The organism is Stutzerimonas stutzeri, from assembly GCF_024448715.1.
GTDB classification, from domain to species: Bacteria; Pseudomonadota; Gammaproteobacteria; order Pseudomonadales; family Pseudomonadaceae; genus Stutzerimonas; species Stutzerimonas stutzeri_AR.
Window position 1 is genome coordinate 269,211 of sequence record NZ_JAMOHZ010000004.1, and the last position, 26,026, is coordinate 295,236.

The following is a 26,026-nucleotide window of genomic DNA, read 5'->3' on the forward strand; positions in this document are numbered from 1 at the left end:
ACATTCCGGGCGGCGACTCTTACTATTCCTAGAGTTTCTTTTCACCGCGCCTTCGCGCCCGTTTCGAGTCCATCGATGAAACAGTATCTCGACCTGACGCGCCACGTGCGCGAGAACGGCACCTTCAAGAGCGACCGCACCGGCACCGGCACCTACAGCGTGTTCGGTTACCAGATGCGTTTCGATCTGGCGGAAGGTTTCCCGCTGGTGACCACCAAGAAGTGCCACCTGAAATCCATCATTCATGAGCTGCTGTGGTTCCTGCAGGGCGACACCAACGTCCGCTATCTGCAGGAAAACGGCGTACGCATCTGGGACGAATGGGCAGACGAAAATGGCGAGCTGGGACCGGTCTATGGCTACCAGTGGCGCAACTGGCCGGCACCCAATGGCGAGTCGGTGGACCAGATCGGCAAGCTGGTGGAAATGATCAAAAAGAACCCCGATTCGCGACGGCTAATCGTTTCCGCCTGGAATCCGGCGCTGGTCGATCAAATGGCGCTGCCGCCCTGCCATGCCCTGTTCCAGTTCTACGTTGCCGACGGCAAGCTCAGCTGCCAGTTGTACCAACGTTCGGCCGATATCTTTCTCGGGGTGCCCTTCAACATCGCCAGCTACGCCTTGCTGACGCTGATGGTGGCCCAGGTCTGCGATTTGCAGCCCGGCGAGTTCATCTGGAGCGGCGGCGATTGCCACCTGTACGCCAACCATCTGGAACAGGCCGACCTGCAGCTGACACGCGAGCCGCTGCCGTTGCCGACGATGAAGCTCAACCCGTCTGTGAAAGACCTGTTCGCCTTCCGCTTCGAGGACTTCGAACTGGTCGGTTACGAAGCGCACCCGCACATCAAGGCTCCCGTCGCGGTGTGAGAACGGCCGGACGCCGCGTTCCGGTCGTTTAACGCCAGTGTCATATTTGCCGTATAGACTCGACCGCTCGGGGTTTAGGGGCTACGGCATGCGCAGGGTTGTGTTCAATCAGAAGGGCGGTGTCGGCAAGTCCAGTATCGCTTGTAATCTCGCTGCAGTGAGTGCCGCGCAGGGGTATCGGACGCTGCTGGTCGACCTCGATGCGCAGGCCAACTCCAGCCATTACCTCACGGGTCTCACCGGCGATGATCTGCCCACCGGCATTGCCGATTTTTTCAAGCAGGTGCTGGCTGGCGGTGCGGTGGGCAAGAAGGCGCGGCCGCCAATCAGTGAAACCCGTTTCGAGAATCTGCATGTGGTCACCGCCACTGCCGAACTTGCGGATCTGCAACCCAAGCTCGAATCCAAATACAAGATCAACAAGCTGCGCAAGTTGCTGGAAAGCCTCTCTGAGGAATACGAGCGGATCTACCTCGATACGCCGCCGGCGCTGAATTTTTTTACCGTGTCCGCATTGATCGCGGCGGATCGCTGCCTGATTCCGTTCGACTGCGACAGTTTCTCTCGTCAGGCGTTATACAGCCTGCTCGATGAAATCAAGGAACTGCAGGAAGACCACAACGGCGTGCTCAAGGTCGAGGGGATCGTGGTCAACCAGTTCCAGCCGAGGGCGGCGCTGCCGCAACAGATGATCGACGAGCTGTTGGCCGAAGGCCTACCGGTGCTGCCGGTACACTTGATGAGTTCGGTGCGAATGCGCGAGTCGCATCAGGTCTGCCTGCCGCTGATCCATTTCGACCCTCGACACAAGCTGACCCAACAATTCGTCGCGCTGCACGGGCATCTCGAGGGTGCCTGAGCTCACTCGTCCCTTGCATGTTCGATCTTACGGCCCAGGCGGGAGGCATACAGCTCTCCGATGATGCCGCGGCGGAAGATCAGCACGCAGACCATGAAGATAATTCCAGTCACTAGCGTGACCGGTAGCTCTGAGGTAGCGAAATAGTTGCCCAGGGTGGTCACCAGCGCAGCGCCGAACACAGGCCCGACCAGCGTGCCGATCCCGCCAAGCAACGTCATCAGCACCACCTCGCCGGACATCTGCCAACTAACGTCGGTTAGCGTGGCGAACTGGAACACCAGCGCTTTCAAGCCTCCTGCCAATCCCGCCAGAGCCGCCGACATTACGAAGGCACCGAGCTTATAGCGCGTCACCGAGTAGCCGAGAGAGATGGCGCGGTTTTCATTCTCGCGAATCGATTTGAGGATCATCCCGAAAGGCGAGTTAACGATTCGCCAGATCGCCAACATGCCAAGGAGAAACACGCTCAGCACGAAAAAGTACATGTGCAGCGGCTCGTTGAGGTCGATCAGGCCGAACAGGTGGCCGCGCGGGATGCCCTGGATACCGTCCTCGCCATGAGTGAAAGGCGCCTGCACGCAAAAGAAGAAAAACATCTGCGACAGCGCCAGAGTGATCATCGTCGAATAGATGCCCTGCCGCCGGATCGCCAGAAAGCCAATTACCAAGCCGAGAAATGCGGCACCGATGACGCCGACGAGCACCCCAAGCTCTGGCGTCAGTCCCCATTCCTTGACGGCGTGGGCAGTGAAGTAGGCGGCGCCGCCAAAGAACGCCGCATGGCCGAACGAGAGGATGCCGGTATAGCCCAGCAGCAGGTTGAAGGCGCAGGCGAACAGGGCGAAGCACATCACCTTCATCAGAAACACGGGGTAGAAATGCAGGGGCGCCAGTACCAGCGCGACGACACCGATAAGGATTAGGATTGTCTCTGCGTTCCAGCGCTTTCGCTTTGCTGCGGCGGTTGCGGTTGCTTGCTGCATGTCAGCCATCCTTTCCCATCAAGCCCGCCGGACGCACGAGCAGCACGATCGCCATGACCACGAAGATCACGATGTTGGAGGCCTCTGGGTAGAACACCTTGGTCAGCCCCTCGAGAATCCCGAGCATGTAACCGGTGATGATCGCGCCCAGAATCGAACCCATGCCGCCGACCACCACCACGGCGAATACGACGATGATCAGGTTGGAGCCCATCAGCGGGCTGACCTGATAAATCGGCGCCGCGAGAATCCCGGCCAGCCCCGCCAGACCGGAGCCCAGCCCGTAGGTGAAGGTCAGCAGTAGTGGCACGTTGATACCGAAGGTGCGCACCAACGTGGGGTTTTCGGTGGCGGCGCGCAGATAGGCACCGAGTTTGGTCTTTTCGATCAGCAGCCAGGTGCCCAGGCAAATCAGCAGGGACGCCAACACTACCCAGGCGCGGTACTTGGGCAAAAACATGAAGCCAAGGTTGTAGCCGCCCGATAGCAGGCTCGGCACTGCATAGGGCTGGCCGGACGAGCCGTAGAAGTAGCGGAACGCGCCTTCCAACGCGAGGGCCAGGCCGAACGTGAACAGCAGGCCATATAAATGATCGAGGTTATACAGTCGCGAGAGCGCGAGTCGCTCGATCACTGCTCCGACGAGGCCAACAATCAGCGGTGCCAGGATCAACGCCGGCCAGTAACCGATGCCCAACATCGCCAGCAACAGGTAACCGGCGAAGGCGCCCATCATGTACTGCGCGCCGTGGGCGAAGTTGATCACCTTGATCAGGCCGAAAATGATCGCCAGGCCAAGGCTGAGCATGGCGTAGAAGGAGCCGTTGATCAGGCCGATCAACAATTGCCCTAGAAAGGCCTGGATGGGTACGCCGAAGATTTCCGTCATCAGACCCCCAGGGTTTCGTTGAGTATCGTCATACGGTCCGGCAGTTCGCTGACGTGGAAGCTGTCGACGATCCGTCCGTGATCGACCAGATAAAAGCGGTCGGCGACTTTGCTGGCGAAGCGGAAGTTTTGCTCCACAAGCAAGATGGTCATGCCGCGCTCCTTGAGCGTCAGCAGCACATCGCCGATGCGCTGGACGATCACCGGTGCCAGGCCTTCGGTGGGCTCGTCGAGCAGCAGCAGTTTCGCTCCGGTGCGCAAGATGCGCGCGATTGCCAGCATCTGCTGTTCGCCGCCGGAAAGTTTGGTCCCGGCGCTGTTGCGGCGTTCCTTGAGGTTGGGGAACAGCTGGTAAATCTCGTCGGTGGACATGCCGCCCTTGGCGATAATCGGCGGCAAGGTCAGGTTCTCATCAACTGTCAGGGTGGCGAAAATGCCGCGCTCTTCCGGCACGAAGCCCATTCCGGTGTGCGCGGTTCGATGCAATGGCACGCGCATCATGTCGCGGCCATCGAATTGAACCGTTCCGGTACGTTTGCGAATGATGCCCATGATCGAGCGCAGCGCCGTGGTTTTGCCCACGCCGTTACGGCCGAGCAGGGTGACGGTTTCGCCCTGATGCACGTCCAGATCGATCCCATGCAGGGCATGGCTCTCGCCATACCAGGCGTTTAGCTCACGAACACTCAGCAGCGGCGTGGCCTCACTCATCTTCCGTCCCCATATAAGCCTCACGAACGCGTGCGTCCTGACTCACGCTGCGGTAGTCGCCAGAGGTGAGAATTTCCCCGCGCTGCAGAACGGTTACCTGATCGCAAAGGTCGGCGACGACTTTCAGGTTGTGCTCGACCATCAGGATGGCGCGGTCGCGAGCGACTTCGCGAATGATCTCGGAGACGATATGCACGTCCTCGTGCCCCATGCCTGCCATCGGCTCATCGAGTAGCAAGACCTTGGGTTCCAGCGCCAGTGTGGTCGCGATCTCCAGGACCCTTTTGCGTCCGTAGGACAGATCCGCGGCAGGGCTGTGGCTGGCGTCCTGCAGCCCTACCGATTCGATCAACGCCATGGCGCGCTCGTTGAGCCGATTAAGCGAACGCAGCGGCAGCCAGAACTGAGTGGCCAGCCCACTGGGGCGTTGCAGCGCCACGCGCACGTTTTCCAGGACGCTCAGGTGCGGGAATACCGCCGAAATCTGAAATGAACGGACCAGTCCCATGCGTGCGACCCTGGCCGGATCGGTGCGGGTGATGTCATGGTCGAGCAGCCGGATGCTGCCGCTCGACGGTTGCAGGAATTTCGTTAGCAGATTGAACACGGTGGTCTTGCCCGCGCCGTTGGGCCCGATCAGAGCGTGGACGCGCGCATGGTGAACGTCCAGATCGACATTGTTCACCGCCACGAAACCCCCAAAATCGCGGCGCAGCCCGCGTGCCGAAAGCACGACGCGCGGTTGCGATTCATCGCCGATGCCCGGCGAAGCCGCCGCTTCCCCGGGCACATTACCGACGCCGGCCGCCATGCTTATTGCTTGACCAGGTCGCAGCCGCTCTCGGCTGGTTTGATGTAAGCCTCCTCCCCCGGCACAGTGGCGAGCACCTTGTAATAGTCCCAGGGCTCCTCGCTTTCCTCGGGCGTCTTCACTTCCATCAGATAAACATCGCTGATCAGCCGACCGTTCGCGCCCACCTTGGCATTGCGCGCGAAAAGGTCATTCACAGGCATCTCATGCATGGCCTTGGCTACCGCTTCCGTTTCGTCGGTGCCGACCTTGTCGATGGCCTTCAGATACTGCAGAACCCCCGAGTAGGTCCCGGCATGGACCATGTTCGGCATGCGCCCGGTACGTTCGAAGAAGCGTTTGCCAAATTCTCGAGATTGGTCGTCACGGTCCCAGTAGAAGCTTTCGGTCAGGGTCAGGCCCTGTGCCGCTTCCAGTCCCAGGCCATGTACTTCCGACAGGGTGAACAGCAGAGCCGCGAGGCGCTGCCCGCTGGCGACGATGCCGAACTCCGCCGCCTGCTTGATTGCGTTGGCAGTATCCAGCCCGGCGTTGGCCAGGCCAATGACTTCGGCGCCGGAGGATTGTGCCTGTAGCAGGAAGGACGAGTAGTCGTTGGTGGCCAGCGGATGACGCACCGAGCCCTTGATCTCGCCGCCCTTGGCTTTGACGAATTCGCTGGTCTGCTCTTCCAGCGAATAACCGAAGGCATAGTCGGCGGTGAGGAAATACCAGCTGTCTCCGCCCTGAGACACCAATGCGCCACCGGTACCGACCGCCAACGCATGGGTGTCGTAGGCCCAGTGAAAGCCGTAGGGCGAGCACTGCTTGCCGGTCAGCTCCGCGGTGGCGGCGCCGGTTACCAGATCGATCTTTTTCTTCTCCTTGGAAATGCCTTGCACCGCGAGTGCAACGGACGAGGTGGTCAGCTCCATGATCGAGTCGACCTGTTCGCGGTCATACCACTGGCGGGCGATATTGGAGGCAATATCCGGCTTGTTCTGATGGTCAGCCGTGACGATCTCGATCGGCGCGCCCTGCACTTTCCCACCGAAATCTTCCGCCGCCATCTTGGCCGCCTCATAGGACCACTTGCCACCGAAGTCGGCGTAGACGCCGGATTGGTCGTTGAGGATTCCGATTTTCACTTTTCCATCGGATATTTCCGCAGCCGACGCGGGGATCACCGCTGCCGCGCTCAATGCTGCCGTTGCAATTGCCAGAAGCTTCATCGCCTATCTCCTTGCAGGGGTTGACCGCTTACAGGGCGGCCCATGCGGGCTGCCACGGACTGGACGGTTCGGTGGGTAAAGGGGTGCCGGCAGACGGGACTGCCTCCATCACAACGATTTGGCGCCGACGGACGCCGCGGTAACGGCTCCGGGCGTAATCCTTAAGGCGCGGCGATTGGAAAAAATAAATCGGGGCTGCGGCAGCAAACGGGGTCGCTCCAGGAGAAGCCGTCGGTCGTTGTGCCGGGCAGGCATGAATAGTCGATGGGGGTGTTTTCATTCGGCCTGACTATGTCTTTTTTAATTATTGTTAGAACTAAACGTAGCAGGGGATCGGCCAGACGCAACTGACCATTTCGGGCGAATCGGCTGGATTCGGTAGGCTTATTCGGCGCAGCTCGCGCGCTTGACGCATCCGTAAGGGTCAACAAATTAAAAAAACAGGCGCAGCGCTTGCTCCGCGTGACGATCTATCCATACAGGGCGCCGGTGCCCGGGGTTTAAGCTCGGTGTCGGGCTCATTTTTTTGTCCGTTGCGCTCGCTTTTTCGTAAGTTCAAAAGTCAGTCGAGCGTCGTATTCGGTCGGGAGCGCCAGGCAAATGACAATCGCTGGCCAAATGAAGTTAAAGTGCCACGCTGGTCGGCTGTGCTTTTTTCGACCGGCGGCTACCGCTATGCTGGCGGCCATTCAAGCAGGAGCGAGTGATGAGCAAGGTCAGTGTGCTGGTAGTGGATGACGCACCCTTTATCCGGGATCTGGTCAAGAAAGGATTGCGCAGTCATTTCCCAGGTATCCGCATCGAGGACGCGGTGAACGGTCGCAAGGCGCAGCAGATGCTCGATCGCGAACGCTTCGACCTGATTCTCTGCGATTGGGAAATGCCAGAAATGTCCGGGCTCGAGTTGCTCACTTGGTGCCGTGCCCACGAAAAACTGAAGACCATCCCGTTCATCATGGTCACCAGCCGTGGCGACAAGGAAAACGTCGTCCAGGCGATCCAGTCCGGTGTTTCCGACTTCATCGGCAAACCCTTCTCCAACGAACAGCTGACCACCAAGGTACGCAAGGCACTGGGCCGCGCTGGCAAGCTTGATGCACTGGCGGCCAGCGCACCGCCACGGCCGACGAACACCGGAATGGCCAATGATTCACTGGCCGCGCTTACCGGCGGCAAGGCGGAGGTGGTGAAGCCTGCGTCCGCTGCATCGGCCAGCTCTTCGGTGCCAGCGGCCGCCGCGCCGTTGATCCAGCCGAGCGCGGCCAAACCCACTGCTTCGAGCGGCGGACGGGGCCAGGGCCAGTTACGCCTGGCGAGCGGAACGCTTCCCTGCGTGATCAAGGCGCTGAGCCTCAAGGAAGGCCTGCTGGTGGTCAAGCGCAGCGAGATTCTGCCGCAGGTATTGGAAAGTGCCGTGCTCGATCTGGAACAGGGGGAGGGTGGCGAGATCGCACGCTTGAATGGCTACTTGCATGCCGTCGCGGCGCTAGAGCCAAAGCCCGACAGCGAGTGGCTACAGCTGACCTTCCGTTTCGTCGATCGCGACCCGCAGAAGCTCGACTACCTGTCGCGTTTGATTGCCCGCGGCACCGCGCAGCGGCATTTCGTTCCGGGAGCTTGAAGGTCGATCCTGCCGGCCACTGCCTGTACGAATCACTCCGTCCGTCCGGAAGATTCTTCGCAAAAGGAACAATTTCACAGCCCGACAGTCGGTGGCTCGCGCGTACCCCGTTGCGCTGCTAGTCTGCAGCGCTCTGAATACATAACCATATGAAGTCTGCCGTTATGTTGGGGCGCATCGTTCTCTGTCTCGGGTTGTTCTGGCTGGCATCGCCCGCCTCGGCCCTGACCATCTACAAGTACACAGACGCCAACGGCGTGGTCACCTACAGCGACCAGGCTGCTCCCGGCGCGCGCGTGTTCACCTTCAACGACCGCATGGTCGAGACGCTCGATAATCAGGTGAAGCTGGAGACGCGCAAGCATGCCGCCGGGGAAACCTTGCTGGTGCGCAATGATCTCTTCGCGCCGGTGGATATCGAGCTCCAGCTGACCGGTGTGCAGAACGCCGTCGGTGTGCCGGATGAACCGATTCGCTGGGTGCTGCCGCCACGCAGCCAGATCCGTCTGGCGACCCTGGCGCCGCTCGACCCTTCAAAGCCGCTGAAATACACCCCCAAACTGCGCCATGCGCTGGGCGATCCGCGCCTGCTACCCAAACCCTATCGTTATCCGCTGCCCTGGCGCGGCGGTCCGTTCCGTCTGACTCAGGGCGCCAATGGCAAATACAGCCATTTCACGCCCAAAGGCCGCTACGCCGCGGACATCGCCATGCCCGAAGGCACGCCGATCATCGCGGCGCGTGGCGGCATGGTGGTGAAGATCGAGAACAGCCAGAGCGGGCGCGGTAACAACCCGTCGGGCAACTTTGTGCGGATCATGCATGACGACGGCACCATGGGCGTCTATCTGCACCTGATGAAGGGGTCGGTGAGCGTCCGCGAGGGCCAGCGCGTCGAGACCGGCGCCCGCATCGCGCGTTCCGGCAACACCGGCAACAGCACCGGGCCACACCTGCACTTCGTGGTGCAGCGTAACGTCGGGCTGGCGGTCGAATCGATTCCCTTCGACTTCTCTCAGCCGGTAAACAGCCTGCCGAATTTTGCGGTTGGCGGGGATTGAGTAGCGGCAAGCTTGCAGCGTAAGGCGGTTGCAACCCGCCGATTGCCTCCCGTACATCTGGCGGCTTCGCCCGCCCTACGATTCTGTCCCGCCTCCAGCCGCTTTATTCCTGCTTCAACACCTTGGCTAGCACGATTTTTGGCCCGCGCATCTTCTTGATAATGACTTGCAGGTTCTCGATAACCAGCACTTCGTTTTCTTCCGGAACGCGCTTCAGGGTTTCGTAGATCAGACCGGCAAGGGTATCTGCTTCGATGTGGTCGAGATCTACGTTCAGCAGCCGCTCGACCTTGAATAGTGGCGTATCGCCACGCACCAACAGTTTGCCGGGCTGATAGGCGAGGATGCCGCGCTCGGTCTTGCGATGTTCGTCTTGGATATCGCCCACCAGCACTTCGAGCACGTCTTCCATGGTCAGGAAGCCCACCACCTTGTGGTCGCCTTCCTCCACCAATACGAAATGCGCGCCGCCTTGACGGAACTGATCCAGCAACGCATTCAGTGGCAGGTGTCGGGGCACCCGTTCAAGCGGCCGCAACAGGGTGGTGAGGTCGAAATGTTGCGCAAGTTGTTCGTCGCTGGCCAGCGCCAGTAGCAGATCCTTGATATGCAACAGGCCGATGTAATCGCCCTGCTCGGCATCGAATACCGGATAGCGGCTGTATTTATGGCGACGAATCAGGTCGAGGATTTCTGACAGCGATGCGTCGTGCTCCAGTTGCAACAGATCTTCGCGTGAGTTGGCCCAATCGGCGACTTCCAGCTCGCTCATCTCGACTGCCGAGGCGAGCACCTTGATGTCCTGGTTGGCCGGGTCCAGCGCGCGATTTGAATGCAGGATCAGCTTCAGCTCGTCGCGGCTGTAGTGGTGTTCGTGATGATCTCCCGGCTCACCTTGCCCGGCGACACGCAGAATCGCGTTGGCGCTGGCGTTGAGCAGGTAGATCGCTGGATACATGGCCCAGTAAAAGAGGTACAGCGGCGCGGCCGTCCACAGCGACAGCAGCTCGGGCTTGCGGATCGCCCATGACTTAGGCGCCAGCTCGCCGACGACGATATGCAAGTAGGAAATGATGAAGAATGCAGTGAAGAACGCGACGCCATGAACCACGGCCTGCGATTGCACGCCGACGGCTGCCAGCAGCGGCTCGAGCAGATGAGCGAAAGCGGGCTCGCCGACCCAGCCGAGCCCCAGCGATGCCAAGGTGATACCCAGTTGGCAGGCGGACAGATAGGCGTCCAGTTGGTTGTGTACCTTGCGCAGGATATGCCCGCGCCAGCCATGTTGCTTGGCGATGGCCTCGACCTTGGTAGCGCGTAGCTTGACCATGGCGAACTCTGCCGCAACGAAGAAGCCGTTGAGCAGTACCAGGAACAGGGCAAAAAGAATCAGGCCGAAATCGGCGAAGTAGGAAGGGGCAACGTAACTGGGGGAAGGGTCCATGAAGGTTTCGGGTAGTTGATGACGGCCACAAGGATGGGGCTCGACTCGGGTTATTTCAAGAAGCCAGTGAGGACATTGGTCGGCGGCCGGTTGGCGGCGCTTACTGCACCGAGGCCTGGGACAGCGGGAAATGGCAGGTAAAGATGCTGCCTTTGCCCGGCGTACTGTTCACGTCCAGGCGGCCCTGATGGCGCAGCAACACATGCTTGACGATGGCCAGTCCCAGCCCGGTGCCGCCGGTGTTGCTGGCGCGGCTCGAATCGACCCGGTAGAAGCGTTCGGTCAGGCGCGGCAGGTGCTTGGATTCGATTCCGATACCTGAATCTTGCACGGCCAGATGCGCGCCGTGCTCGTTGCACCACCAGCGAACCTGGATCTCGCCGCCAGCCGGGGTGTACTTCACCGCGTTGAATATCAGATTGGAAAACGCACTGCGCAGCTCGGCTTCGCTGCCCTTGAGCAGCAAGGTGGGGTCGGCCTCGAGACTAATGTCATGGTTGCGCTCGGCGGATAACGCCAAGGCGTCGCTTTTGATCGACTGCAGCAGGCCGGCAACAGCCACCGGCTGGGTATTGGTCGGCGGATTGGTGGCTTCCAGTTTCGCCAGGAGCAACAGGTCATTGAGCAGATGCTGCATGCGCCCGGCCTGCTGATTCATCTGCTGCAGCGCCCGTGACCAGCGCGGATTCATCTCGTCGGTGTGTTCGAGCATAGTTTCCAGATAGCCGGCGATCACCGTCAGTGGCGTGCGCAGCTCATGCGAAACGTTGGCGACGAAGTCCTTGCGCATCTGTTCCAGCAGATGCAGTCGGGTGATGTCGCGTACCACCATCAGATGCTCGCTGTTGCCGTAGCGGGTAATGGTGACCTGCAGCCAGAGGCGATCATTGACCGGCGAGGAAAGCTCCAGCGGTTCCTCGTGCCGGCCGCTGTCGAAATATTCCTTGAAGCTCGGATGGCGGACCATATTGGTGACCGGATGGCCGGTGTCCGGCTTTTTAAGACCCAGTAGGCGCTCTGCGGCGGGGTTCCACCACTCCAGATTGCCGTCGCTGTCGAGCATGATCACGGCATCTTTCAGAGCTGTCGTCGAGCCCTGAACACGATCGATGACAGCCTGCAGTTGGCCGCGCAAACGCAAGTCCCTGCGCTGCAACTGATAGAGATTGTCGAAGATCTCGCCCCACAGACCGTGGCTGTCCGGCGGCGGCTCGTCAGGCTGACTGCGCTTGAGCCAGCCCTGCAAACGCCGCATCTGATTTAGGGTCCAGCCGACATACCCGGACAGGCCCACCACCAGAGCCCAGGCATATTCGCCAGTGATCAGGCCGATCAGCAGGCATCCCGCCAACAGCAGAAGCAGCCGGCGCACGAGTGCGCCTTGCCAGTCTTGGTTCACTGCTAACGCTCCTTGAGACAGCTTGGGCCGGCCGGAAATCATCTACAACGCCAGCGAAAGCCCGGCAGTTGCGGCTTTGTTCAGCTCTTGGTGGAAAAACGATAACCGGTGCCACGCACGGTCTGCACCAGGTTCTCATAGGTTTCGCCCAACGCCTTGCGCAGGCGGCGGATATGCACATCCACGGTGCGTTCTTCGACATAGACATTGCCGCCCCAGACCTGATCAAGCAACTGTCCGCGGGTGTAGGCGCGTTCCTGGTGAGTCATGAAGAATTGCAGCAGACGATACTCTGTGGGGCCCATGTCCGCCGGCGAACCATCGATGGTGACGCGGTGGCTGATGGGGTCGAGCAGCAGACCGCCGATCTCGATCGGCGTCTCGTTGTCGCTTGGCGCGGCGCGGCGCAGCACCGCTTTGAGGCGCGCCACCAGCTCGCGCGGCGAAAACGGCTTGGTGATGTAGTCATCGGCACCGACCTCAAGGCCCTGGATCTTGTTGTCCTCGGCATCCTTGGCGGTGAGCATGATGATGGGGGTGTTGGCGGTCATTTCGTCGCGCTTGAGCCGCCGGGCCAGCTCGATTCCGGACGTGCCGGGCAGCATCCAGTCGAGCAGGATCAGGTCCGGTTGACGGTCGATGATCAGCGCGTGGGCCTGTTGCGTGTTGTCTGCCTCGAGACACTCGTAGCCGGCCATTTCCAGCGCCACCACGATCATCTCGCGAATCGGCGCTTCATCATCGACGATCAGTATGCATTTGCCGTTCATGTCCGCTCTCGGTCCGTTTCTCGTCGCTCGGCATTAGATAACGGAAATGTTGCAGCCATATGACAAATTTATCCGCTTAAGCATATTCCCATATTGTGGGAGTGTAACTCGCATATTGAGATTACCTGTCGTTGGTACTAAGGTGCGTTTCGTAGGAGACGCTCATGACTCAAGACAACAACAAAGAAGCTCCCCTCGGCGCGCAGGCGCTGTTTCGGGGATTGGCGGTAATCGATGCGGTGTCGCAGGGTGCGGATTCGCTTGCCGCGATCGGCACCGCCATCGGCTGTACGCGCAGCACGACACACCGTCTGGTCGCGGCGCTGGTGCAGGCCGACTATCTGCGCAGCGAGGCGCAGGGTTATCGTCTCGGCCCGAGGCTGATCGAATTGGGTTACAAGGCACGTGCGGAGATGCCTTTGATCAAACTGGCGCGCCCTCATCTGCAGCGCCTGGCCGATCTGACGCAGGACACCATTCACCTCGGCGTCCGTGAAAGCGGTGACGTTCTCTATATCGACAAGTTGTCGAGCACCCGTGGGCTGGAGATGCGCTCGCGTATTGGTTTGCGCATGCCCCTTGCACTGACCGGGATCGGCAAATCACTGATGCTCGACTTGCCCGCAGCCGACTGGCAGACGCTTTACGAAGAAGGGCTTCAGCGGCGAGCGGGCCAGAGCGGGTTGCGCGAGGAGTTCACGCCCTGGCAGGACTATCACGCACAGATGGCGGAATACGCGGCGGGTGGTTTCAGCTTCGATCTGGAGGAAAACGAACTCGGTGTGCGCTGCGTAGCGGCCCCTGTTCGCGACACGGGTGGGGAAATCATTGCAGCGCTGAGCGTCGCCAGTGCGATCCCCTACATGCCGGAAAGTCGCCTGGAAGAACTGCGGCCTGTGGTCATACGGTGCGCGGCCGACGTATCCGCCGAGCTGGGATGGAGAGGTCGATGAGCGAGCCCTGCCTGATCGGTATCGACTGGGGAACCTCATCCCTGCGCGCCTATTTGCTTGGCCCTGGCGCCTTGCTGCTCGATAGCAGGTCGCAACCTTGGGGAATTCAGCACACACCCGATCGCGATTTTGCCCGTGCCTATCGATTCCTGCTTGAAGACTGGCTCGCCCGATGGCCCGGTCTGCCGGCCATCGCGTCCGGCATGATCGGTAGCCGCCAGGGTTGGCGTGAAGTGCCCTATGCCGACTGCCCGGCCAACGCGTCGGCCCTCGCTGCCGGATTGGTCAAGATCGAAACCGGTGTCGGCGCGCTACACCTGATTCCGGGGGTCCGGCAGGTCGGTGAACACCCCAACGTCTTACGCGGCGAGGAGACCCAGGTGGTGGGAGCGCTGGCCCTCGACCCCGTCCTGGAGAAACAAGCTTTGTTGCTGCTGCCGGGCACCCACAGCAAGTGGGTCCAGGTGCGCGACGGCATGCTGCAAACGTTCTCCACCTATATGACTGGCGAACTATTCGCAGTGCTGCGGGAGCATTCGATTCTCGGCCGGCCGGCGCTGGAAGCGGGTCCGGTCGCCAGTACCGAGGCCTACCGTCGCGGGATTCAGACGGCGCGCGACATCGGCCCGGGTGGCATTGCCGATCGACTGTTCAGCGTTCGCAGCCTGGTGCTTTGCGGTGAGCTGCCGGCGGCCCATAGCCTCGATTATCTCTCCGGCCTGTTGATCGGCGAGGAACTGCGCAGCGCGCTGTGTGGCTTCGCATCGTCACCTGTGCCGACTCCGGTGCTACTCGGCGAACCGGCGCTGTGCGCCCGTTATCGCGAAGCGCTGGCGCTGTTCGGCTTCGATCGCGTGCGGAGCCTGGACAACCCCGGCGTCGCCGGTCTCTGGCAAGTCGCACAGGCAGCCGGGCTGATCGCTAAAGAGGAGGTGCAACGTGCTTGACCCATTCATGGCCCAGCTACCGCTGGTGGCGATCCTGCGCGGCATCACGCCGGAGTCGATTCTCCCAGTGGGCCGGGCGCTCTTTGATTGCGGCTTCCGCCTGATCGAAATCCCACTGAATTCACCGCAGGCACTGGTGAGTATCGAAATGCTCGCCGCGGAGTTGGGTGCGGACTGTCTGGTCGGTGCCGGCACGGTGCTCGATGTGGCCCAAGTGAAAGCGGTCGCTGCGGCCGGCGGCCGCCTTATCGTCTCCCCGAACATGAATCCGGACGTCATCCGTGCCACGCGTGCTGCCGGACTGATCAGCGCACCGGGAGTGGCAACGCCGAGCGAAGGCTTCGCTGCGCTGGAGGCTGGCGCCCAGGTGCTCAAGCTGTTTCCCGCCGAGCAGTGTGGCCCCGCCGTGGTGAAAGCCTGGCGGGCTGTATTCCCCCAGGGCTGCCTGCTACTTCCGGTCGGCGGCATCACGCCTGAAAACATGGCCGCTTTCGTCGATGCAGGCGCGGCTGGTTTCGGCTTGGGATCCGCGCTCTACAAACCGGGCCAGAATTACGCGGATGTGGCGCGTAGCGCCACTGCTTTCGTTGCCGCCTGGGAACGACTGAAAACACGAATGAGGTGCGCCCCGTATCCCTTGCCTTGGCCCTGATTATGCTCGCGGTCTGGCTACTGCCGCCGCTTTTGCGCCTTTGGCGGAGCACCGTACATCCCGTCCTGCCTTCACTGACTAAGGAGCAACCATGTATTTCAACGACCTCAGGGCAAGCGCGTCCTCATTACCGGCGCCACCATGGGTATTGGTCTGGCCACCGCCAAGGCATTTGCCCAACTCGGCGCCAAGGTCGGTATCACTGCGCGCAATCGGCCGGAAAATCTCGATGCGCTGCTGACCGAACTCTGCGCGCAAGGCGGGGAGGCGGCATTCTTCGTCGGTGACCTGAGTCGCAGTCAGGACTGCGTCGATACCGTCGCGGCCTTCGTAGAGCGCTTCGGTGGTTTGGATGTGCTGATCAACAATGCCGGCGCGCTGTTGGAGCGGCGCGGGCTGGAGAAAATCGATGATGCGTTCTTCGATGCCATGGTGGACGTGAATCTACGCTCGGCACTGTTGATCACTCGCGAAGCCATCCCGCACCTGCGTAAATCGGCCAAGTCCAGCGGACAGAGTACATCGGTGATCACTACCGGCTCGATCGCCGCCTATAACGGCGGCGGCCCCGGCGCGAGCCTCTACGCCGCCTCCAAGGCCTGGCTGCATAACGTGCAGCGCAACTGGGTGCGTGAGTTCGCCGGTGACAACATCCGCTTCAACGTGGTTGCGCCGGGCACGGTGGATACCGCTTTCCATGCCGACAAGGATGACTCTGCACGCGCCCAGGTAAATACCACCATCCCGCTCGGACGATTCGGTACGTCTGAGGAAATGGCCCCGGCTTACCTGTTCCTCGCCTCGCACGCCTGCAGCGGCTATATCACGGGCCAGACGCTGGACGTGAACGGCGGCCAGGCGATGCCCTGAGGAGCGCGCGATGAATGCTCAGGTTGCTGCACCTCCGCTGGCTTACGGGCCTCCCATCAGTCTGGAAACGGCCAGCCGCGTCGTCGAAGCCGCACGTGCGCATGCGCAGGCCAACGGCTGGGCGATGGTTATCGCCGTGACCGACGCCGGCGGTCATCTGGTTCTGCTGCAGCGGATGGACCACGCCACGCACGGCAGCGTCGAGGTGGCCCAGCGCAAGGCGGCCACCGCGGCGGCCTTCAAGCGCGCCACCAAGGGTTTCGAGGAAACGCTCGCCAGCGGCGGGGCGACGTTGCGGTTGCTGTCGATGCATAACGCCATCCTCATGGATGGCGGCATCCCGTTGATCGAAGACGGCCGGGTGATTGCGCGATCGGCGTGTCGGGTATGCACCCGAGCGAGGTCGGTCAGGTCGCCGAGGCCGGTGCGCGTGTGCTGAACGGCTGAGTGCTGCGAGGTGAAAAGCCCGTCCCGGCAGCGCCGCGACGGGCTTTCTTATGCGCGCGTTGCGTAGTCGAGGATGATGCCGAGGAGGATCGCCAGCCCGGCCCAATGGTTGTGCAGGAACGCCTTGAAGCAGACCTGCGGCTTGCGCGAGCGCGTCTTCCAGAATTCCCAGGCGAAGCAGGCGGCGGCGATGGTCAGGCCGAGGTGGAACCACTGCCCGAGTTCGAAGCGCACGCCAGCGAGAATCAGGCAGAACAGGGCGAGGCCCTGCAGCGTGGCGATGATGACCCGATCGGCCCCGCCGAACAGGATGGCGGTGGATTTGATGCCGATCTTCAGATCGTCCTCGCGGTCGGCCATGGCGTAATAGGTGTCGTAACCCACGGTCCAGACCACGTTGGCAATGAACAGCAGCCAGGCTTCGGGTGGCAGTTCGCCGCGTTCGGCTGTGAAGGCCATCGGCATGCCCCAGGAGAACGCGGCGCCGAGCACCACCTGTGGATAGTAGGTGTAGCGCTTCATGAAGGGGTAGAGCGCGGCGACGCCCAGCGCGCCGAAGGATAGCCAGATGGTCGCGGCATTGGTCAGCAATACCAGGCCGAAGCTAAGGGCCACCAGCACTGCGAACAGAATCCAGGCTTCCTTTGGCGTGACCTTGCCGGTCGCCAGCGGGCGACCCTTGGTGCGGCTGACATGGCCGTCGAAATTGCGATCGGCGAAGTCGTTGATCACGCAGCCGGCGGCACGCATAAGGATCACGCCGAGCACGAAGATCACCACATTCTTCACGCTGGGCGAGCCTTCACCGGCGATCCATAGCGCCCAGAGCGTCGGCCACAGCAAGAGGTAGGTGCCGATGGGTCGCTCCAGGCGCATCAGCTGGATGAAGTCCCAGGCGCGCGGATGCAGGCGATTGCTCGATTGCAGAAGCTTTTGGTACATCGGCGGGTCTCCAAACGGTGAAGGGCGGTTATGGGGCAGTCTGTGCCGCGTTCAGGTCGTGATCCGTGCGGCCCGCCACAGGGCCGGCAGAAACACCTCGGCGACCAGCACGCGCAGATCGCCCTGGCTGAAACAGGAGCGGCGAGCCCAGAGCTGCGCTTGCCGGATATCGCGCGGCAGCCAGGCGTCAGGATAGCGACGGGCTTCCAGCGGGCCGCGCGCGAACGCCGGATCGCTGAACAGCAATTCGCCTAGCGAGCGGCTGCCCAGGTGCGGCAGATCCAGCCCGGACTGTTCCAGCGCGCTACGGGCGGCGACGCTGCGGGCGAATACCCAGGGCTCCTGATGCCCGCGTAGATAGACCTCGCGAACCCAGCCTTGGCTGCCATGTGCCACACCCAGTGCGGCGCATTCGTCGTCGCGCAACGCTTCCCAGCCTTCGGCCAGCGGGGTCACGCTGAAAGCACCTGCAGCCAGCTCGGTGAGGCGGCGGGTTAACGAGCCTTTGTCGACGAAAAGCCAATCATGCAAGGCGGGATCGAGGGCAGTGGGAAATTGGTCGGCGGTCAGCCAGTCTTGGGAGTCGGACACGAGCGATAGCGGGCAACGAAAAGAAGCGGCGAGTCTAGCATGGGGACCGAAGGGCAGCCCCAAGCCGTCAGGCTTAGGGCTTCAAACCAAAACCAAGCTACAAGCGGTCTGCGTGCTTTTCCTTGGAGAATTGCAGGCTGCCGCTGCTTTTACGTCCATCCCTCCAACCGCATCGTCGCGCGAACCAGGCGCTGTTCTTCCTGCTCGATCTCTTTGAGATTGTCGCGAATGCTGTGAATGTGGTCGCGAGCGGCGCGCTGGGCCTGGTCCGGCAGGCGCTCGGTGACGGCGTGGAACAGCCGCGAGTGCTGCCGGTCGATCTGCCGCTTCTGTGTTGGTCGGTGGTAGAGGTTGTTCACCGAGGCGAATACGGTGGAGAGCATCAGGTCAGTCAACGACTGCAGCGTATGCACCAGCACCGGGTTGTGTGAGGCCTCGCTGACGGCCAGATGAAAGGCGTGATCGAGACGCGCGTGCTCGCGTGGGTCGCCGGCTTCCTCGGTGTGCGCGGCAAGCATCTCCTCGTAGCGGCGGCGCAGTAGGATGAAATCGGCATCGGTACCGCGTAGCGCCGCCAGGCGTGCCGATTCGCCTTCCAGCAGGGCGCGGACTTCGAGTAGATCGAATAACGTGCGCGGCTGCGAGTTGAATAGATGCATCAAGGGGCTAGCGTCTTGTTCGCCGGATAGCTTGGCGACGTGAGAGCCGCGACCTTGCGCGGTTTCGATGATGCCGCGGCCGCGCAACACGCGCAGACCTTCGCGCAAGGCTGAGCGGGAGATGCCCAGTTTTTCACACAGACGTCGTTCCGACGGTAAAGCCTGGCCGACCTTTAGCACGCCATCGACGATCAGGCGTTCGATACGCTCGGCGACGACGTCGGCCAGCTGGCGGCGATCCTGGGTAGTCTCGATCAACATTAGAGTCTCCTAACTGGTAGGACCAGTTTTGCCGAAGCTTACCGCATTATGGGGTAGAGGTGCTTAGGGCCTCGATATCTGGACGTTTTAAGCATTGGGGCTGAAAGTCTGTTGAAAGAAACTGGTAGGACCAGTGGTTTTGCCAATGGACGAAATGGCAGCGCCGGGCTAATGATGCGTCAAACCACCGCAGCTGGTCGGGCTGACGGTGAACAATGAAGAGCACCGATTGCCATGAATATCCTCTACGACGAACGCGTCGACGGTGAACTGCCCAAGGTCGACAAGGCGGCACTGCTCGCCGAGTTGCAGGCGCAACTGCCCGGCATGGACATCCTCCATCGCGGCGAAGATCTCAAGCCCTACGAGTGCGATGGCCTGTCCGCCTACCGCACCACGCCGATGCTGGTGGTGTTGCCCGAACGCATCGAGCAGGTCGAAACACTGCTGAAGATCGCCCACAAGCGTGGCGTGCCGGTGGTCGCTCGGGGTGCCGGTACTGGTCTGTCCGGCGGCGCGCTGCCGTTGGAGCAGGGCATCCTGCTGGTGATGGCGCGTTTCAACAAGATTCTTGAAATCGACCCGGCCGGTCGCTTCGCCCGTGTTCAGCCTGGCGTGCGCAACCTGGCGATCTCCCAGGCCGCGGCGCCCTTCGACCTTTATTACGCGCCCGATCCGTCCTCGCAGATCGCCTGCTCCATCGGCGGCAACGTCGCTGAGAACGCGGGTGGCGTGCACTGCCTGAAATATGGCCTGACTGTGCACAACCTGCTCAAGGTGGAAATTCTCACAGTCGAGGGCGAGCGCATGGTGCTTGGCTCCGATGCGCTGGATTCGCCGGGCTTCGACCTGCTGGCACTGTTCACCGGCTCCGAGGGCATGCTCGGGATCGTTACCGAGGTGACCGTCAAGCTCCTGCCCAAGCCGCAGGTGGCCAAGGTGCTGCTGGCCGCGTTCGACTCGGTGGAAAAAGCCGGGCGTGCGGTGGGCGACATCATCGCCGCGGGCATCATTCCCGGTGGCCTGGAGATGATGGACAACCTCTCGATCCGCGCCGCCGAGGACTTCATTCGCGCCGGTTACCCGGTGGATGCCGAGGCGATCCTGCTCTGCGAACTGGACGGTGTCGAGGCTGACGTAGTTGACGACTGCACGCGCGTCAGCGAAGTCCTCAAGCTCGCCGGGGCCACCGAAGTGCGTCAGGCGCGCGACGAGGCCGAGCGAGTCAAGTTCTGGGCCGGGCGCAAGAATGCTTTCCCGGCAGTCGGGCGAATCTCGCCGGACTATTACTGTATGGACGGCACCATTCCACGACGCGAGCTGCCGGGCGTCCTCAAGGGCATTTCCGACCTGTCCGACGAATACGGCCTGCGCGTCGCCAACGTCTTCCATGCTGGCGACGGCAATATGCACCCGCTGATCCTCTTCGATGCCAACACCGAAGGCGAGCTGGAACGCGCTGAAGCACTGGGCGGCAAAATCCTCGAACTCTGCGTGAAGGTCGGCGGCTCGATCACCGGCGAGCACGGTGTCGGCCGCGAGAAAATCAATCAGATGTGCGCGCAGTTCAACGCCGACGAGCTGACCCTGTTCCACGCGGTAAAAGCTGCATTCGATCCCAGTGGTCTACTCAACCCCGGCAAGAACATTCCGACCCTGCACCGTTGCGCCGAATTCGGCGGCATGCATGTGCACGGCGGGCAGTTGCCCTTCCCCGAATTGGAGCGCTTCTGATGGCCGTTTCCTACGACGCCAGCGAGCACTTGCTCGAACAGGTCAACCAGGCACTGGCCAACGATACCCCGCTGCGTATTCAAGGCGGCGGCAGCAAAGCGTTCCTCGGACGTCCCGTCGAGGGCGAGTTGCTTGATACCCGCACGCACCGCGGCATTGTCAGCTATGACCCGACCGAACTGGTGATCACGGCTCGTGCCGGCACGCCGCTGGCGGAGCTGGAAGCGGCTCTCGACGAAGCTGGGCAGATGCTGCCTTGCGAGCCGCCGCATTTCACTGACGGCGCCACGGTCGGCGGCATGATCGCCGCAGGTCTGTCCGGTCCGCGTCGGCCATGGTCCGGCTCGGTGCGCGATTTCGTGCTGGGTTCGCGGGTGATTACCGGTCACGGCAAGCATTTGCGCTTCGGCGGCGAGGTGATGAAGAACGTTGCCGGCTACGACCTGTCGCGCCTGATGGCCGGCAGCTTCGGCTGCCTCGGCGTGCTTACCGAGGTGTCGCTGAAAGTGCTGCCCAAGCCACGTCTGTGCCGCAACCTACGGGTCGAGATGTCGGCCGACCACGCGCTCCTCAAGCTTGCCGAATGGGGACAGCAACCGGTACCCATTACCGCCGCGAGCTATGACGGCCAGGCGCTGCATCTACGCCTTGAAGGTGGTGAAGGGTCGGTGAATGCTGCTTGCGACCGCATTGGTGGCGAAGCCTTGGATTCCGGTTACTGGAACGATCTGCGCGAACAACGGCTGAGCTTTTTCGCCGATGCGCGGCCGCTGTGGCGCCTGTCGCTGCCAACCAACACGCCTATATTGGCGCTGCCTGGCGAACAGCTGATCGACTGGGCGGGCGCTCAGCGTTGGCTGAAATCCGATGCCGATGCGCAGACCATTCGTGCAATTGCGAGCGAAGTTGGCGGTCACGCCATCTGCTTCACGGCCGGCGCCACCGCCAGCCCGTTCCAACCATTGGGCGAGCCGTTGCTGCGTTACCACCGCCAGCTCAAGACGCAACTCGACCCGCAGGGGATCTTCAACCCCGGCCGTATGTATTCCGAGGTCTAGGTCGCGCTCAGCGCGATTGGCCGCTGCGACGCTGCGCCAGAAGGTGCAAGACAAGGCGTGAGGAGAGAAGTTTGGTGAGCCAAACGAACGACGAACAACGATGGATTGCGCCTTCTGGAGCGCGTCCCGAAGGGTTGGCGCGAAGCGCCAACGCAAAGAGCCAATTCGTGTTGGGAGCGACCTAAACATGCAAACCAATCTCAGCGAAGCCGCGAAGAAGCTGCCGCGTGCCGAGGAAGCCGAGAGCATTCTGCGTTCTTGCGTGCACTGTGGTTTCTGCAACGCCACTTGCCCAACCTACCAGCTGCTAGGTGATGAGCTCGATGGCCCGCGCGGGCGCATCTACCTGATGAAGCAGATGTTCGAAGGCGGCGAAGTCACCGAAAGCACTCAGACCCACCTGGACCGTTGCCTGACCTGCCGCAACTGCGAAACCACCTGCCCGTCCGGCGTGCAATACCACAACCTGCTGGATATCGGCCGTGACTTCATGGAGCAGCAGGTCCAGCGCTCGGCGGGTGAACGCCTGCTGCGCACCGGTCTGCGCAACGTGATTCCGCGTCCGGGCCTGTTCAAGGCATTGCTCAGTACCGGCAATGCGCTGCGGCCGCTGATGCCGGCCACGTTGCGTTCGCACATGCCGCGCCAGGTCACCCCGGCCAAGCCGCGCCCGCAGGTTATGCATGCGCGTCGCGTGCTGATGCTCGAAGGCTGCGTACAGCCAAGCCTGTCGCCGAACACCAATGCCGCTACCGCGCGGGTGCTCGATCGACTCGGCATCAGCGTCAGCACGGCGCGCGAAGCCGGTTGCTGCGGCGCCGTGGATTACCACCTGAACGCCCAGCAGGCTGGACTGGACCGTGCCCGGCGCAACATCGACGCCTGGTGGCCCGCCATTGAAGGCGGCGCCGAAGCCATCGTGCAGACCGCCAGCGGTTGCGGTGCCTTCATCAAGGATTACGGTCATCTGCTGCGTGACGACCCGGCCTACGCGGTCAAGGCTGCCCGAGTCAGTGCGCTGGCCAAGGATTTGGTGGAAGTCATGCGCAGTGCCGAGCTCGAGCGGCTGAACGTCAAGGCCGACAAGCGCATGGCGTTCCATTGCCCTTGCACGCTGCAGCACGCACAGAAGCTCAATGGCGCGGTCGAAGACGTGCTCACGCGTCTAGGCTTCCAGCTCACCGCAGTGCCGGATGCACATCTGTGCTGCGGCTCGGCGGGCAGCTATTCGATCACCCAGCCGGAGCTATCCAAGCAACTGCGCGACAACAAGCTAACCGCGCTGGAAAGCGGCAAGCCGGAAGTGATCGTCACCGCCAACATCGGTTGCCAGACCCACCTCGACGGCGCAGGCCGCACGCCGGTGCGGCATTGGATCGAGATTGTCGAAGAGGCGATGAGCTAAAGCAGGCCCACCCTGCGCCGACCGGTTTCCGGATAGCGCAGTGAATAACCGAATTACGAAGACAGGAGAATCGAGATGAAAACCAAAGCGATGCTGACCCAGACCGAAGTAACCGCCATCCTCGCCGCCGCCCGTGCAGAAGCACAGAACAATGGCTGGGCCGTGACCATCGTCGTTGCCGATGACGGCGGCCACCCGCTGGGCCTTGAGCGTCTGGACGGCTGTGCGCCGATCGCCTCCTACATCGCCACTGAGAAGGCCCGTAGCGCCGCGGTTGGTCGTCGCGAAACCAAAGGCTACGAAGACATGGTCAACGGTGGCCGCAACGCCTTCCTGTCCGCCCCGGTAGTCTGCTCGCTGGAAGGCGGCGTGCCGGTGATCGTCGATGGTCAGGTGATCGGTTCGGTCGGCGTCTCCGGCGTCACCGCCACGCAGGATGCACAAGTCGCCAAGGCCGGCGTCGCGGCAGTCGCCAACTGATCGACGAAATTCAGGAGAAGAACATGACCGAGCGTGTAACTCTGGGCCGCCTGCAAGTGGCAGCCAACCTGCAGCGTTTCATCGAAGACGAAGTGCTGCCCGGTACCGGCGTAGAAGCCGCCGCCTTCTGGAGTGGCTTCGATCAGCTGGTCCATGACCTGGCGCCGAAAAACCGCGCATTGCTGGCAGAGCGCGACCGCCTGCAGGTGGAGCTGGACAACTGGCACCGCAGCAACCCCGGCCCGATTGCCGACATGCCTGCTTACCGTGCCTTCCTCGAATCCATAGGCTACCTGCAGCCAGAGCCAGGCGAGGTGAAGATCAGCACTAGCAATGTCGACAGTGAAATCGCCACCCAGGCCGGCCCGCAGCTGGTGGTGCCGATCGGCAACGCCCGCTACGCGCTGAACGCCGCCAACGCTCGCTGGGGCTCGCTGTATGACGCGCTCTACGGCACCGACGCCATCAGCGAAGAGAACGGCGCGCAGAAGGGCCCGGGTTACAACGAAGTGCGTGGCGCCAAGGTCATCGCTTTCGCGCGCAATTTCCTTGATCAGGCCGCGCCGCTGGCCGAAGGCAGTCATGCCGATTCGGTCAGCTACCGCGTCCAGGACGGCCAGCTCAAGGTCACCCTGGAGAACGGCAATGTCACCGGCCTGAAGCAGCCTGGGAAATTTGTTGGCTACCAGGGCGAGGCGGTCGAGCCGACGGCGATTCTGCTGAAAAACAATGGCCTGCACGTTGAAATTCAGATCGACCCGAACAGCCCCATCGGCCAGACCGATGCGGCTGGCGTGAAGGATCTGCTGGTAGAAGCCGCCGTCACCACCATCATGGATTGTGAAGACTCCACTGCCGCGGTCGACGCCAACGATAAGGTGCTGGTCTATCGCAACTGGTTGGGCCTGATGAAGGGCGACCTGGTCGAGGATCTGGAGAAGGGCGGCAAGCGCATCACCCGACGCCTCAACGCCGACCGCGAATACACCGCCGCGGACGGCTCGAACCTGAAGCTGCACGGCCGCTCGCTGCTGTTCATCCGCAACGTCGGTCACCTGATGACCAACCCGGCGATCATCGATGGCGAAGGCCATGAAATCCCCGAAGGCATCATGGACGGCGTGGTCACCAGCCTGATCGCCAAACACGACCAGCAGCGCAAGGGCAACTCGCGCACCGGCTCGATGTACATCGTCAAGCCGAAGATGCACGGCCCGGCCGAAGTGGCTTTCACCGACGAACTGTTCGGCCGCGTCGAGGACCTCATCGGTCTGCCGCGCCACACGCTCAAGGTCGGCATCATGGACGAGGAGCGCCGCACCAGCGTCAACCTCAAGGCCTGCATCGGCGCCGCGAAGAACCGTGTGGCCTTCATCAATACCGGCTTCCTCGACCGCACCGGTGACGAGATGCACACCATCATGGAAGCCGGCGCCGTACTGCGTAAGGGCGACATGAAGGGCACCGCCTGGATCCAGGCCTACGAGCGCAACAACGTACTGGTCGGCTTGAATTGCGGCCTGCGCGGCAAGGCGCAGATCGGCAAAGGCATGTGGGCCATGCCCGATCTAATGGCGGCCATGCTCGAGCAAAAGATCGCTCACCCGAAAGCCGGCGCCAACACCGCTTGGGTACCGTCGCCGACCGGCGCCACGCTGCACGCGCTGCACTACCACCAGGTCGACGTTCAGGCCGTTCAGGCCGAGCTGGAAAAGATCGACCTGGCCACTGAACGTGAGCAGCTGACCAATGATCTGCTGACCATTCCGGTCGCGCCTGAGCGCAACTGGTCCGCCGAGGCGATCCAGCAGGAGCTGGACAACAACTGCCAGGGCATCCTCGGTTACGTGGTGCGCTGGGTCGAGCAGGGCGTGGGTTGCTCCAAGGTGCCGGACATTCATGACGTCGGCCTGATGGAAGACCGTGCAACGCTGCGTATCTCCAGCCAGCACCTGGCCAACTGGTTGCGGCATGGTGTAGTTGGCGAAGCTCAGGTTCGCGAGACGCTGGAGCGCATGGCTAAAGTGGTCGACCAGCAGAACGCCGGTGACCCTCTCTATCGCCCGATGGCCGCCGATTATGCACAGTCTGCCGCTTTTCAAGCCGCTTGCGATTTGGTGTTCAAGGGCCGCGAGCAACCAAGCGGCTATACCGAGCCGCTGCTGCATGCCTGGCGTCAGCGCTTCAAGCAGCAGAACGGAGTTTGAAGGTATTCAGGAGATTGCTGATGGCTGGCGCAGGTCGGCCATTAGCGTAATTTGCAAGCCCCGGGCGCCTAATGGCGTCCGGGGCTTTCGAGCATGGGGGGCGGGTCGACGTGCCGGTCGATCAGCACCTTTGGATGGCATGAGGCTATGACATCCATGCGGGGCGCCGGGGCTTCCCGGAGAAAGAAG

At 61.9% G+C, this 26,026-nt stretch carries 25 protein-coding genes; 14 read left to right on the forward strand and 11 right to left on the reverse strand.

All coding sequences use genetic code 11. The features are described from left to right. Nucleotides 1-75 precede the first annotated feature (75 nt). Both NAV33_RS10805 and NAV33_RS10810 read left to right on the forward strand, forming a co-directional pair. Nucleotides 76-870, forward strand: coding sequence for a thymidylate synthase (locus tag NAV33_RS10805; RefSeq protein ID WP_255979798.1), 795 nt, complete (start codon nt 76-78; stop codon nt 868-870). Nucleotides 871-958: 88 nt separating this feature from the next. Then, nucleotides 959-1,729: a ParA family protein gene (locus NAV33_RS10810; protein WP_255979800.1), complete on the forward strand. Its 771-nt coding sequence runs from the start codon at nt 959-961 to the stop codon at nt 1,727-1,729. A gap of 2 nt (nt 1,730-1,731) precedes the next feature. Here NAV33_RS10810 and NAV33_RS10815 read toward each other — a convergent pair whose 3' ends face one another. From NAV33_RS10815 to NAV33_RS10835, 5 genes are read right to left on the reverse strand one after another with little or no spacing between them, the layout of a single operon-like run. Beyond that, nucleotides 1,732-2,715, reverse strand: coding sequence for a branched-chain amino acid ABC transporter permease (locus tag NAV33_RS10815; protein ID WP_255979802.1), 984 nt, complete (start codon nt 2,713-2,715; stop codon nt 1,732-1,734). 1 nt (nt 2,716) lies between these two features. Next, nucleotides 2,717-3,604 (reverse strand): branched-chain amino acid ABC transporter permease, encoded by an 888-nt coding sequence (locus NAV33_RS10820; protein ID WP_255979804.1) that lies wholly within the window; start codon nt 3,602-3,604, stop codon nt 2,717-2,719. Then, nucleotides 3,604-4,314 (reverse strand): ABC transporter ATP-binding protein, encoded by a 711-nt coding sequence (locus NAV33_RS10825; RefSeq protein ID WP_255979806.1) that lies wholly within the window; start codon nt 4,312-4,314, stop codon nt 3,604-3,606. The genes NAV33_RS10820 and NAV33_RS10825 overlap by 1 nt, the downstream gene beginning before the upstream one ends. After that, nucleotides 4,307-5,131 (reverse strand): ABC transporter ATP-binding protein, encoded by an 825-nt coding sequence (locus tag NAV33_RS10830; protein WP_423836665.1) that lies wholly within the window; start codon nt 5,129-5,131, stop codon nt 4,307-4,309. The genes NAV33_RS10825 and NAV33_RS10830 overlap by 8 nt, the downstream gene beginning before the upstream one ends. Continuing rightward, the gene (locus NAV33_RS10835) at nt 5,128-6,336 is read right to left on the reverse strand and encodes an ABC transporter substrate-binding protein (protein ID WP_255979808.1); all 1,209 of its coding nucleotides are present in this window, start codon (nt 6,334-6,336) and stop codon (nt 5,128-5,130) included. Before NAV33_RS10835 ends, NAV33_RS10830 begins: the two co-directional genes overlap by 4 nt. A 706-nt stretch (nt 6,337-7,042) precedes the next feature. Between NAV33_RS10835 and NAV33_RS10840 the strand changes: the two genes are divergently transcribed. Both NAV33_RS10840 and NAV33_RS10845 read left to right on the forward strand, forming a co-directional pair. Beyond that, nucleotides 7,043-7,957 (forward strand): response regulator, encoded by a 915-nt coding sequence (locus NAV33_RS10840; RefSeq protein WP_255979810.1) that lies wholly within the window; start codon nt 7,043-7,045, stop codon nt 7,955-7,957. Nucleotides 7,958-8,121: 164 nt separating this feature from the next. Further along, a complete protein-coding gene (locus NAV33_RS10845) occupies nt 8,122-9,018 on the forward strand; it encodes a peptidoglycan DD-metalloendopeptidase family protein (RefSeq protein WP_255980236.1) in 897 nt (298 codons plus the stop codon). 103 nt (nt 9,019-9,121) lie between these two features. Here NAV33_RS10845 and NAV33_RS10850 read toward each other — a convergent pair whose 3' ends face one another. From NAV33_RS10850 to phoB, 3 genes are all read right to left on the reverse strand, one after another. Continuing rightward, on the reverse strand, nt 9,122-10,462 hold the full coding sequence (locus NAV33_RS10850) for a hemolysin family protein (RefSeq protein WP_255979812.1): 1,341 nt from the start codon (nt 10,460-10,462) through the stop codon (nt 9,122-9,124). A 100-nt stretch (nt 10,463-10,562) separates the two neighbouring features. Further along, a complete protein-coding gene (gene phoR, locus NAV33_RS10855) occupies nt 10,563-11,861 on the reverse strand; it encodes a phosphate regulon sensor histidine kinase PhoR (RefSeq protein WP_255979813.1) in 1,299 nt (432 codons plus the stop codon). Between the two features lie 80 nt (nt 11,862-11,941). Then, complete coding sequence (gene phoB / locus NAV33_RS10860) at nt 11,942-12,631, reverse strand: phosphate regulon transcriptional regulator PhoB (protein WP_255979815.1); 690 nt, start codon at nt 12,629-12,631, stop codon at nt 11,942-11,944. Nucleotides 12,632-12,795: 164 nt separating this feature from the next. Here phoB and NAV33_RS10865 point away from each other — a divergent pair, with 164 nt between their 5' ends. From NAV33_RS10865 to NAV33_RS10885, 5 genes are all read left to right on the forward strand, one after another. Further along, nucleotides 12,796-13,584, forward strand: coding sequence for an IclR family transcriptional regulator (locus tag NAV33_RS10865; protein ID WP_255979817.1), 789 nt, complete (start codon nt 12,796-12,798; stop codon nt 13,582-13,584). Next, a complete protein-coding gene (locus NAV33_RS10870) occupies nt 13,581-14,531 on the forward strand; it encodes a 2-dehydro-3-deoxygalactonokinase (protein WP_255979819.1) in 951 nt (316 codons plus the stop codon). The genes NAV33_RS10865 and NAV33_RS10870 overlap by 4 nt, the downstream gene beginning before the upstream one ends. Then, complete coding sequence (locus tag NAV33_RS10875) at nt 14,524-15,183, forward strand: 2-dehydro-3-deoxy-6-phosphogalactonate aldolase (RefSeq protein ID WP_255979821.1); 660 nt, start codon at nt 14,524-14,526, stop codon at nt 15,181-15,183. Before NAV33_RS10870 ends, NAV33_RS10875 begins: the two co-directional genes overlap by 8 nt. 126 nt (nt 15,184-15,309) lie before the next feature. Further along, the gene (locus NAV33_RS10880; protein WP_255980238.1) at nt 15,310-16,053 is read left to right on the forward strand and encodes an SDR family NAD(P)-dependent oxidoreductase; all 744 of its coding nucleotides are present in this window, start codon (nt 15,310-15,312) and stop codon (nt 16,051-16,053) included. A gap of 10 nt (nt 16,054-16,063) precedes the next feature. Then, the gene (locus NAV33_RS10885; RefSeq protein WP_255979823.1) at nt 16,064-16,492 is read left to right on the forward strand and encodes a GlcG/HbpS family heme-binding protein; all 429 of its coding nucleotides are present in this window, start codon (nt 16,064-16,066) and stop codon (nt 16,490-16,492) included. A gap of 56 nt (nt 16,493-16,548) precedes the next feature. Here NAV33_RS10885 and ubiA read toward each other — a convergent pair whose 3' ends face one another. The 3 genes from ubiA to glcC form a co-directional block, all read right to left on the reverse strand. After that, nucleotides 16,549-17,442, reverse strand: coding sequence for a 4-hydroxybenzoate octaprenyltransferase (gene ubiA / locus NAV33_RS10890; protein WP_255979825.1), 894 nt, complete (start codon nt 17,440-17,442; stop codon nt 16,549-16,551). Between the two features lie 51 nt (nt 17,443-17,493). Further along, nucleotides 17,494-18,033 carry a chorismate--pyruvate lyase family protein gene (locus tag NAV33_RS10895; RefSeq protein WP_255979827.1) on the reverse strand — a complete coding sequence of 180 codons (540 nt, stop codon included), beginning with the start codon at nt 18,031-18,033 and terminating at the stop codon, nt 17,494-17,496. 149 nt (nt 18,034-18,182) lie between these two features. Next, a complete protein-coding gene (gene glcC / locus NAV33_RS10900; protein WP_255979829.1) occupies nt 18,183-18,953 on the reverse strand; it encodes a transcriptional regulator GlcC in 771 nt (256 codons plus the stop codon). 234 nt (nt 18,954-19,187) lie between these two features. Here glcC and glcD point away from each other — a divergent pair, with 234 nt between their 5' ends. The 5 genes from glcD to NAV33_RS10925 all read left to right on the forward strand — a co-directional run bounded on the left by glcD (nt 19,188) and on the right by NAV33_RS10925 (nt 25,837). After that, on the forward strand, nt 19,188-20,687 hold the full coding sequence (gene glcD / locus NAV33_RS10905) for a glycolate oxidase subunit GlcD (protein ID WP_255979831.1): 1,500 nt from the start codon (nt 19,188-19,190) through the stop codon (nt 20,685-20,687). Further along, complete coding sequence (gene glcE, locus NAV33_RS10910; protein ID WP_255979833.1) at nt 20,687-21,745, forward strand: glycolate oxidase subunit GlcE; 1,059 nt, start codon at nt 20,687-20,689, stop codon at nt 21,743-21,745. Before glcD ends, glcE begins: the two co-directional genes overlap by 1 nt. A 187-nt stretch (nt 21,746-21,932) precedes the next feature. Beyond that, on the forward strand, nt 21,933-23,150 hold the full coding sequence (gene glcF, locus NAV33_RS10915) for a glycolate oxidase subunit GlcF (protein WP_255979835.1): 1,218 nt from the start codon (nt 21,933-21,935) through the stop codon (nt 23,148-23,150). 75 nt (nt 23,151-23,225) lie between these two features. Continuing rightward, a complete protein-coding gene (locus NAV33_RS10920; protein ID WP_255979837.1) occupies nt 23,226-23,630 on the forward strand; it encodes a heme-binding protein in 405 nt (134 codons plus the stop codon). A 23-nt stretch (nt 23,631-23,653) separates the two neighbouring features. Further along, the gene (locus tag NAV33_RS10925) at nt 23,654-25,837 is read left to right on the forward strand and encodes a malate synthase G (protein WP_255979839.1); all 2,184 of its coding nucleotides are present in this window, start codon (nt 23,654-23,656) and stop codon (nt 25,835-25,837) included. Nucleotides 25,838-26,026 lie beyond the last annotated feature (189 nt).

Coding starts and splice junctions, on each gene's coding strand:
- NAV33_RS10835 (WP_255979808.1), bottom strand. CDS start 6,336: ATGAAGCTTCTGGCAATTGCAACGGCAGCATTGAGCGCGGCAGCGGTG.
- glcE (WP_255979833.1), top strand. CDS start 20,687: ATGGCCGTTTCCTACGACGCCAGCGAGCACTTGCTCGAACAGGTCAAC.
- NAV33_RS10920 (WP_255979837.1), top strand. CDS start 23,226: ATGAAAACCAAAGCGATGCTGACCCAGACCGAAGTAACCGCCATCCTC.
- glcC (WP_255979829.1), bottom strand. CDS start 18,953: ATGTTGATCGAGACTACCCAGGATCGCCGCCAGCTGGCCGACGTCGTC.
- NAV33_RS10810 (WP_255979800.1), top strand. CDS start 959: ATGCGCAGGGTTGTGTTCAATCAGAAGGGCGGTGTCGGCAAGTCCAGT.
- NAV33_RS10815 (WP_255979802.1), bottom strand. CDS start 2,715: ATGCAGCAAGCAACCGCAACCGCCGCAGCAAAGCGAAAGCGCTGGAAC.
- NAV33_RS10885 (WP_255979823.1), top strand. CDS start 16,064: ATGAATGCTCAGGTTGCTGCACCTCCGCTGGCTTACGGGCCTCCCATC.
- NAV33_RS10840 (WP_255979810.1), top strand. CDS start 7,043: ATGAGCAAGGTCAGTGTGCTGGTAGTGGATGACGCACCCTTTATCCGG.
- glcD (WP_255979831.1), top strand. CDS start 19,188: ATGAATATCCTCTACGACGAACGCGTCGACGGTGAACTGCCCAAGGTC.
- NAV33_RS10845 (WP_255980236.1), top strand. CDS start 8,122: ATGTTGGGGCGCATCGTTCTCTGTCTCGGGTTGTTCTGGCTGGCATCG.
- NAV33_RS10825 (WP_255979806.1), bottom strand. CDS start 4,314: ATGAGTGAGGCCACGCCGCTGCTGAGTGTTCGTGAGCTAAACGCCTGG.
- ubiA (WP_255979825.1), bottom strand. CDS start 17,442: ATGTACCAAAAGCTTCTGCAATCGAGCAATCGCCTGCATCCGCGCGCC.
- NAV33_RS10850 (WP_255979812.1), bottom strand. CDS start 10,462: ATGGACCCTTCCCCCAGTTACGTTGCCCCTTCCTACTTCGCCGATTTC.
- NAV33_RS10805 (WP_255979798.1), top strand. CDS start 76: ATGAAACAGTATCTCGACCTGACGCGCCACGTGCGCGAGAACGGCACC.
- phoB (WP_255979815.1), bottom strand. CDS start 12,631: ATGAACGGCAAATGCATACTGATCGTCGATGATGAAGCGCCGATTCGC.
- glcF (WP_255979835.1), top strand. CDS start 21,933: ATGCAAACCAATCTCAGCGAAGCCGCGAAGAAGCTGCCGCGTGCCGAG.
- NAV33_RS10865 (WP_255979817.1), top strand. CDS start 12,796: ATGACTCAAGACAACAACAAAGAAGCTCCCCTCGGCGCGCAGGCGCTG.
- NAV33_RS10820 (WP_255979804.1), bottom strand. CDS start 3,604: ATGACGGAAATCTTCGGCGTACCCATCCAGGCCTTTCTAGGGCAATTG.
- NAV33_RS10925 (WP_255979839.1), top strand. CDS start 23,654: ATGACCGAGCGTGTAACTCTGGGCCGCCTGCAAGTGGCAGCCAACCTG.
- NAV33_RS10870 (WP_255979819.1), top strand. CDS start 13,581: ATGAGCGAGCCCTGCCTGATCGGTATCGACTGGGGAACCTCATCCCTG.